The sequence below is a fragment of the Actinoalloteichus spitiensis RMV-1378 genome, assembly GCF_000239155.1.
GTDB classification, from domain to species: domain Bacteria; phylum Actinomycetota; class Actinomycetes; order Mycobacteriales; family Pseudonocardiaceae; genus Actinoalloteichus_B; species Actinoalloteichus_B spitiensis.
On sequence record NZ_AGVX02000334.1, the window covers coordinates 1 to 8553 of the forward strand.

Annotated in this window: 6 protein-coding genes; all 6 read left to right on the forward strand. The window is 73.4% G+C overall.

All coding sequences use genetic code 11. The annotated features are described in order from the left end of the window. Positions 1 to 398 precede the first annotated feature (398 nt). On the forward strand, positions 399 to 2015 hold the full coding sequence (locus tag ACTIDRAF_RS0215120) for an N-acyl-D-amino-acid deacylase family protein (RefSeq protein ID WP_016699572.1): 1617 nt from the start codon (positions 399 to 401) through the stop codon (positions 2013 to 2015). 455 nt (positions 2016 to 2470) lie between these two features. Next, the gene (locus ACTIDRAF_RS0215125; protein ID WP_016699573.1) at positions 2471 to 3658 is read left to right on the forward strand and encodes a lactonase family protein; all 1188 of its coding nucleotides are present in this window, start codon (positions 2471 to 2473) and stop codon (positions 3656 to 3658) included. A gap of 251 nt (positions 3659 to 3909) precedes the next feature. After that, positions 3910 to 5202 (forward strand): extracellular solute-binding protein, encoded by a 1293-nt coding sequence (locus tag ACTIDRAF_RS0215130; RefSeq protein ID WP_026066137.1) that lies wholly within the window; start codon positions 3910 to 3912, stop codon positions 5200 to 5202. Positions 5203 to 5204: 2 nt separating this feature from the next. Next, positions 5205 to 6176, forward strand: a complete 972-nt coding sequence (locus ACTIDRAF_RS0215135; RefSeq protein ID WP_052168845.1) for a carbohydrate ABC transporter permease — start codon at positions 5205 to 5207, stop codon at positions 6174 to 6176. Then, complete coding sequence (locus ACTIDRAF_RS0215140) at positions 6173 to 7054, forward strand: carbohydrate ABC transporter permease (protein WP_016699576.1); 882 nt, start codon at positions 6173 to 6175, stop codon at positions 7052 to 7054. Before ACTIDRAF_RS0215135 ends, ACTIDRAF_RS0215140 begins: the two co-directional genes overlap by 4 nt. Positions 7055 to 7059: 5 nt before the next feature. Beyond that, the coding region (locus tag ACTIDRAF_RS29055; protein WP_039787505.1) for a beta-N-acetylhexosaminidase at positions 7060 to 8553 on the forward strand (1494 nt) is incomplete at its 3' end.

Below are 8553 nucleotides of genomic sequence, written 5' to 3' on the forward strand. Positions count from 1 at the left end.
AGCACGCCGGCGACCACCGCGGTACGCAGTCGACGAATCATGGGAAACCCCCTCGTGTCGCTCCCGGGCCGGCGGTTCCCACCGTCAGGGCCGTGTAGGTGGCACCGGACCAGGTCGTTGGTGCCCTGACGCCCCTGACGCTAGGAGTTCCGAGGACCCCTGGAGTCTCACGTGGATCTCAACCCCGACCCGCCCGAGCACCCGCCGAGCCGCGCCGGGACCCTGTTGACCTGACCCGCCGACGACTGCTACCCACGGTGTGGGCCGGGACACGGTCGGCGACCACGAGCGCAGGAGCGGACCCCGCGGCACCGGCCACCGCGCCCCGGGACCGACCCCGGTGGCGACCACCAGGAACCAGGCGGGAGCGCGGCGGCGCGGGAGGGACCGGGACACGGATGGAACTGGCCATCAGGGGCGCGCTGGTCCTCGACGGAACGGGATCGCCGGGCACCCACGCGGACGTGCTCGTCCACGGCGACCGCATCGTCGACATCGGACCACCGGGGCGACTGGTCGCCCGGCGCCAGCTCGACGCCGACGGCCTGGTCCTGGCACCGGGCTTCATCGACATGCACTCCCACTCCGACCTGCCCATCCTCGCCGAACCCGACCACCTCGCCAGGGTGTCGCAGGGGGTGACCCTGGAGGTCCTCGGGCAGGACGGCCTGTCCTACGCCCCGGTGAACGCCGAGGCGCTGGACGCGCTGCGGGTCCAGCTGGCCGGGTGGAACGGCGATCCGGCCGGTTTCGCCTGGACCTGGCGCACGGTCGGCGAGTACCTGGACCGCCTCGACCTCGGCGTCGCCACCAACGTCGCCTACCTGGTCCCGCAGGGCACCCTGCGGATGCTGTGCGTGGGCCACGACGACCGCCCCGCGACCTCCACCGAGATCCGGGACATGCGGCGGCTCCTCGACACCGCGCTGCGCGAGGGCGCGATCGGGATGTCCTCGGGCCTCACCTACCCGCCGGGCATGTTCGCCAGCACCGGCGAACTGGTGGCGCTCTGCGAGGTCGTCGCCAGCCACGGCGGCTACTACGCCCCCCACCACCGCGGTTACGGCGCGGGCGCCCTGGAGGCCTACGCCGAGGTGATCGACATCGGCGCGCGCGCCGGGTGCGCCGTGCACCTGACCCACGCGACGATGAACTTCGAGGTCAACCGGGGGCGAGCCGGGGAACTCCTGGCCCGGATCGACCAGGCCCTCGCCTCGGGCGTCGACGTCAGCCTCGACACCTACCCGTACCGGGCCGGCAGCACCTCCCTGCACGCCCTGCTCCCGAGCTGGGTCGCCGCCGGTGGCGTCCACGCCATCCCGCACCGCCTCCGGGACGCTCCACGGCGCGCCGCCGTGCTCCACGCGCTGGAGGTCGAGGGCTCCGACGGCTGCCACGGCGTGCCCGTCGACTGGGACACGATCGAGATCAGCGGCGTCGCGGACACCGCCGCCCACGGTCACCTGGTGGGGCACTCCGTCGCGGCCTCGGCGCGCAGACTCGGCCGGCCGGCCGGCGAGCTGTACCTGGACGTCCTGCTCGCCGACCGACTGGGCACGACCTGCCTGATGCACGTCGGGCACGAGGACAACGTCCGGGAGATCATGCGCCACCCCCGGCACATGGTGGGCAGCGACGGGATCCTCGTGGGCGCCAGACCTCACCCGCGCGGCTGGGGCACGTTCCCCCGGCTGCTGGGCCGCTACGTCCGGGAATGGGGTGTCCTCGGGTTGTCGGAGTGCGTGGCCCGCATGACCGGCCGCGCCGCCGACCGGATCGGACTGCGCGACCGGGGACGCATCCGCCGGGGGAACGTCGCGGACCTGGTGCTCTTCGACCCCCGCACCGTGCTGGACGCGGCGACGTTCGACGCACCCCGCGCGCCGGCGGTGGGGATTCCCTGGGTGCTGGTCAACGGGGTTCCGGTCATGGCGGACGGACGGCGCACCGACGCCCTCCCCGGCCGCGCGCTGCGGCGGGTGGGCGGTGTCGTCGTCGCGCGCGGGGGAAGCTGATCCGCTCCGGTGCCGCCCCGCCGGCCGCCGGTCGGGCCGGGGCGTGCCGGTGGGCGGCCGGTACGAGTGCCGGGTCCCGAGCCGGTGCCGTGGGCAGGGGCCCCACCGGGCGGGGCCGGACCGGCGTGAGGTGCGCCTCCGCGAAGGGAGGACGGCCGGGCGCGGGGGAGTACCCGGGGGGACCACCGGCACGACGGCCCAGGACCGGGCACCCGCAGCGCTGCGCCAGGAGGACGCGAACCCGGCGACACCGAACGGCCCAGACCGGCAAGATGTCCGGTCGATTGCGCCGAAATGGTCTATACCACGCACCGGTGTCCGTGCAGACTGGGTGGACCCGAGGCGGCGACGCCGCCCGGCGAGGTGACACCAGGCCGTCCACCACCCGACCCAGTGACCACGGTCCGATCCGCGTTCCGTGCACGCCCGGCGCGGCGACCAGGGAGGGGCGCACGATGTCCGCCGAAGCCAACCGACGACGGTTCCTGCTGACGACGAGTGCCGCGGTCGGCGCGGCCCTCCTGTCCCCGCACCAGGGCACGGCGCGAGAGTCCCCCCTCCCGGGCCCCGCTCGTGCCTCCGGGCTGAGCCCGGTCTACCTGGGGAGCTTCTCCTGGACCCGACCGCCGGGCGGCGACCTGGACATCGCCGGGCACGACGCCGGGACGGGTGAGTTGGCGCGGCGTTCGACCGTCAGCGGTGTCCCCGACCCCTCGTTCCTCGCTCTCTCCCCCGACCGGCGGTTCCTCTACGCCACCAACGAACTCGTCCCCGAGGGCCGGGTCACCGCCCTGAGCCTGGCCGACCCCCACCGCCCCGCCGTGCTGAACTCGCGACCCACCCACGGCGCGGGGCCCACCCACCTCAGCGTGACCCCCGACGGCCGGTTCCTGCTCACCGCCAACTACACCGACGGCTCCGTGGTCGTCCACCCGCTGGGAGACGACGGACGGCTCCGCCCGGCCACCCACCTCGTGCGCCACGCCGGAGGTTCCGGCGACCCCCACGCCCACCAGATCCTCCCGGACCCCAGTGGCCGCTGGGTACTCGCGGTCGACCTCGGCGCGGACGCCGTGTTCGTCTACACCCTCGACTCCCGGGCGGGAAGACTACGAGAACACCAGCGGTGGGACGCGCCGCCGGGAACCGGCCCTCGGCACCTGGCCTTCCACCCCGACGGCCGCCGTGCCTACCTGCTGGCCGAGCTGGGCTCGACGGTCACCGTGCTCGGGTGGGACGCCACCACCGGACGCATCACCGGTGGGGCGACGACCAGCACCCGCCGCCCCACCGCCTCCGGGGAGAACTTCCCGGCCGAGATCGCGGTGTCGCGGGACGGCCGTGCCGTCTACGCCTCCAACCGGGGAGACGACGACATCGCGGTGTTCGCCACCGACCTCCACCACACCTCCCGCCATCCGCGGTCCTCGCCCGGAGAGCTGACGCTGCTGGCCAACACCCCCACCGGTGGGGCCTGGCCACGGCACTTCGCCCTCGACCCGGGCGAGCACGCGCTCTACGTGGCCAACCAGGACTCGGGAACGGTCACCAGGCTGGCCCGGGACGCCGGCACCGGACTGCTGACCTCCGGCACGCCCGCCCTGGAAGCCCCCGGAGTCTGCTGCCTGCTGTTCAGCCCCTGACCCCGCTCCACGACGAGCCCGCGCGAACCAGGAGCCCCGAACCCTGGACCGGGGCCGGGCCGACGGCATCGGGGCCGCCACCACCGACACCCCGCACGCCGCCTCCCCTGCGCGATCACCCAGCCGCCCTCGCCCGCAGGCGTCCCGTGCCCGTGCGCGCCTTCGGGAGACCGGGCGACCACGCCTTCGAGGACCGGAAGGCCCACCCCGGCACCCGCCCAGGCCACCGAGCCGACTCCGACGGAGGACCCATGCCACGGAGAACACCCGTCCCGGCCGCCGCGCTGTCCCTGCTGCTGCTCGTCCTCGCCGCCTGCGGGCCGCCCCAGGTCACCAGCGGCCTCGCCGAGGAGGACGAACTGACCGGCATCCTGCGGGTCTGGCTGTTCGACGAAGCCGACCGGGGCCCCAAGGAGGCGGTGGTCAACCGCGCGGTGGCCGAGTTCGAGGCGCAGTACGAGGACGTCGAGGTCGACGTCAGCTACCTCCAGGTCGACGCCAGGTCCGAGCGTTTCACCGGAGCGTTCAACGATCCCGCCAGCGCCCCCGACGTCGCCGAGTTCGGCAACACCGACCTCGCCGCCTACGTCGAGGCGAACGGGTTCGCCGACCTCACCGAGGCGCTGGCCGCGTGGCCGGAGGCATCGGACCTCCTTCCCTCCGTCCTGGACACCGCCACCGTCGACGGCCGCGTGTACGGCCTGCCCTGGTACACCGGCGCGCGAGCCCTCTACTACCGGACGGACGTCTTCGACGAACTCGGCCTGGCGCCGCCCCGCACCCTCGGCGAGCTCCGCGACACCGCCCGGCGGATCAGGGCGGCCCGCCCCGATCTGTACGGGATCGCGGTGGGCGGCAACTACCACTACGCCCTGATGCCCTTCGTCTGGGCCAGCGGCGGGGACCTCGCCGAACAGCGCGACGGGACCTGGCGGGCCACCGTGGACAGCGCCCAGTCCAGGGCGGGGGTGGAGCTGTTCTCCTCCCTCCTCGCGCCCGACATCTGCCCACCCGAGCAGTGCGCCATGCTCACCGGGACCCAGAGCGTGCAGGTCTTCGCCTCCGGCGCGGCGGCGATGACCATCGGTGGCGACTTCAACCGCGCGGCCGTCGACGCGGGCGAGGCGGCCGGCCGGTACGCCGTGGTCCCCCTGCCCGGGACCGAACCGGGCACCATCGCGCCGGCCTTCGCCGGCGGCAACCTCCTCGGAGTGCTGAACTCCTCCCGCCGGTCCACCCTCGCCCGCGAGTTCGTCCAGCTCCTCGGCGGCAAGGAGTACCAGCGGGAGATGTACACCGCCATGGGCAACCTGCCCACCTTCGCCGACCTGCAACGCGACCTCGCCGACGAGGACCCCGCCGTGCGACCGTTCGTGGAGACCCTGCGCGCCGGAACCCGCTTCGTGCCCCCCACCCCGGCCTGGGCGCGCATCGACGCGCAGGCGGTGCTGCCCACCATGGTGCAGCGCGTGGCCACCGGAGAGCCCGTGGAGGACGCGACGGCCGATGCCGCCGACGCGATGAACGCCGCCTTCGGGAGCTGACCATGCGGGTCCCGGCCACTCCGACCACCCCGGGCGGCGCCTCCACCCACCGTGGTGGGGCACCACGACGCCGCCCCCGGGTGTCCCCCGACCTGCGGGCCGCCCTGCTCTACCTGGCCCCCGCCGGGTTCGTGCTCGCCGCGATGCTCGCCTACCCCCTCTACCAGCTCGGCGTCATCTCGCTGTTCGACTACGGGCAGGCCCAGGCCAGCGGGGGAGCCCCGCTGGACTTCGTGGGCCTGGACAACTACGCCCAGCTCTTCGGGGAGCCCCGCTTCTGGACCGTCCTCGTCCAGACCTGCGTCTTCGCCGCCGTGTGCGTGGTGGGCAGCCTCACCGTCGGCATCGGACTCGCCGTGCTCGCCAGCCGGGTCAGGGCCCTGCCGAGGATGGCGCTCTTCCTGGCCGCCCTCGGCGCGTGGGCGACGCCGGCCGTCGCGGGGTCCACCGTGTGGCTCTTCCTGTTCGACCAGGACTTCGGCCTGGTGAACGAGGTGCTCGCCGGGGTCGGACTCGCGGGCGTGGAGAACTTCTCCTGGACCTACGACCGCTACGTGGCCTTCGGGCTCGTCGCCGCCCAGGTCGTGTGGTGCTCGTTCCCGTTCGTCATGATCACCGTCTACGCCGGAATCCGGTCCATCCCGACCGACGTCCTCGAGGCGGCCGCGCTGGACGGGGCCACCCCGTGGCGCACCCTGCGCACGGTCATCATCCCCATGCTGCGCGGCCTGCTCATCGTGGCCACCATCCAGTCGATCATCTGGGACTTCAAGATCTTCACCCAGATCTACGTGATGACCAACGGCGGCGGGGTGGCCGGCCGCAACCTGGTGCTCAACGTCTACGCCTACCAGGAGGCCTTCGCCGCGTCGAACTACGGCCTGGGCGCGGCGATCGGCGTGGTCATGACCGGGATCCTGCTGCTGATCACCCTGGGCTACCTGCGGGCCCAGCGGGGGACGGAGGAGCCATGAGCACCAGGACCCCCGCGCGCCGCCGGAGCGGTCTCCTCGCCCGTCCGGGGCGGACCCTGGCCGAGATCCTCACCCTCCTCATCGCCCTCGTCGTCGCCTTCCCCCTGTACTGGATGGTGCTGTCGGCGGTCAAACACCCCGGGGAGATCCAGAGCAGCGCGCCCCGCCCGTGGACCACCGCACCCACCTGGGACAACTTCCGCCGGGTGTTCCAGGTCGAGGGCCTGGGCGGCTACTTCCTCAACAGCGTGGTCGTCGCCCTGGCCGTCGTGGTGCTCTCGTTGTTCCTGTCGTTCCTGGCCGCCGTCGCCCTCACCCGGTTCCGGTTCCGGGGCCGCACCGTGCTCGCCGTGATGCTGCTGGTGGCCCAGATGGTGCCGGTCGAGGCGCTCACGATCCCGCTGTTCTTCCTCATGCGTTCGGTCGGGGACGTGGCGCCTCGGCTCGGGCTGAACCACCTCGGCTCGCTGGTCCTGGTGCACCTGGCGTTCAGCCTGCCCTTCGCGATCTGGATGTTGCGCGGCTTCGTCGCCGCCGTGCCCAAGGACCTGGAGGAGGCCGCCACCCTCGACGGCGCCAGCCGGTTCCGCTTCACCTGGCAGGTGCTCTTCCCGCTGGTCGCCCCGGGTCTCGTCGCGATGAGCGTCCTGTCGTTCATCCACGCCTGGAACGACTTCCTCTTCGCCAGGACCTTCATCATCTCCGCCACCGAGAACCAGACCCTGCCGATGGCCATCCTGGTGTTCTTCTCCCCTGAGGGCAACGACTGGGGAGCGATCATGGCGGGCTCGACGCTGCTCACCGTGCCCGTCCTGGTCTTCTTCGTCCTCGTGCAACGCCATCTGGTGTCGGGGCTCGCCGGCGCCGTGAAGGGGTGATCACGTTGTCCTTCGACGGTCTGCTGCCTCGTCCGGTGTCGGCGGTCCCGGCACCCGGCCGGTTCACCCTGGACACCTCCACCGCCCTGGTGGGGGACCGGGCCACCGCCGACACCGTGCGGTGGTTGCGGCGCCGCCTCGGCGCGGCCACCGGGCTCCCGCTGAACTCCACCGGAGGCGGCGGGTCGATCCGGTTCACGCTCGACCCGAGGGTGCCCGGCCCCGCCGGCTACCGGGTCGACCTCGCCGAACGGCGCGTCACCGTCGCCGCCTCCGACCCGGCCGGCGCCCACCACGCGGCGCAGACCCTGCGCCAGCTGCTCGGCCCCGCCGCCTTCCGCGCGGCTCCCACCGGTTCCCGCCCGTGGTCGATGCCCTGCGGGCGCATCGTGGACCGGCCCCGGTTCGGATGGCGGGGCTGCCTGCTCGACGTGGCCCGGCACTTCCTCCCCACCCGGGAGGTGCTCCGGTTCGTGGACCTGGCGGCCGCGCACAAGCTGAACGTCCTGCACCTGCACCTGACCGACGACCAGGGGTGGCGGCTGGAGGTGCCGCGCTACCCCCGGCTGACCGAGGTGGGCGGGTGGCGGCGGCGCTCCATGGTGGGACGCGGCACGACGGACACCTTCGACGACCGGCCCCACGGCGGCTTCTACACCACCGCCGACCTCCAGGAGATCGTCGCCTACGCGGCCGAACAGCACGTCACGGTCGTCCCCGAGGTCGACGTGCCCGGCCACAGCCAGGCCGCGATCGCGGCCTACCCGGAGCTGGGCAACGAACAGAGCCGCCTGCTGGACGTGTGGCCCTCCTGGGGGGTGAACCCCAACATCCTCAACGCCTCCGACCACACCGTCGCGTTCTTCCGGGACGTCTTCGACCACGTCATGGAGGTGTTCCCCTCTCCCGTGGTGTGCCTGGGCGGGGACGAGGTTCCCACCGAACAGTGGGACCACAGCCCGTTGGCCCGCCGCAGGGCGGCGGAACTCGGACTCGCCCGACCGGCCGACCTGCACGGGTGGTTCGTGCGGCGCATGGTGGACCACCTGCACGACCGGGGACGGCGGGCGCTGGGGTGGGACGAGGTCCTGGACGGCCCCGACCTGCCCGCTGACGCGGTGATCGGCTGCTGGCGGGGCGTGGAGACGGGCCACCGGGCCGCGGCGGCCGGACACGACGTCCTGCTCTGCCCGGAACAGCACGTCTACCTCGACCACCGCCAGTCCGACCACCCCGACGAACCCGTCCCGGTCGGTTTCCTGCGGACCCTGGCCGACGTCTACCGCTACGAACCGGTGCCGGCCGGGACACCGGCGGCGGTGGCCGCGCGGGTGCTGGGAGCCCAGGCCCAATTGTGGAGCGAGCACCTCGACTCACCCCGCCGGGTCGACTACGCCGCCTTCCCCCGGCTCGCCGCCTTCGCCGAGGTCGTCTGGAGCCCCCCGGAAGCCCGGGAACCAGACGGGTTCGAACGGCGGCTCGCCGCGCCACTGCCCGGC

What these genes read in the sequence shown, in the direction of transcription:
- ACTIDRAF_RS0215130 (WP_026066137.1), top strand. Translation starts at nt 3,910, where the DNA reads ATGCCACGGAGAACACCCGTCCCGGCCGCCGCGCTGTCCCTGCTGCTG.
- ACTIDRAF_RS0215135 (WP_052168845.1), top strand. Translation starts at nt 5,205, where the DNA reads ATGCGGGTCCCGGCCACTCCGACCACCCCGGGCGGCGCCTCCACCCAC.
- ACTIDRAF_RS0215120 (WP_016699572.1), top strand. Translation starts at nt 399, where the DNA reads ATGGAACTGGCCATCAGGGGCGCGCTGGTCCTCGACGGAACGGGATCG.
- ACTIDRAF_RS0215125 (WP_016699573.1), top strand. Translation starts at nt 2,471, where the DNA reads ATGTCCGCCGAAGCCAACCGACGACGGTTCCTGCTGACGACGAGTGCC.
- ACTIDRAF_RS0215140 (WP_016699576.1), top strand. Translation starts at nt 6,173, where the DNA reads ATGAGCACCAGGACCCCCGCGCGCCGCCGGAGCGGTCTCCTCGCCCGT.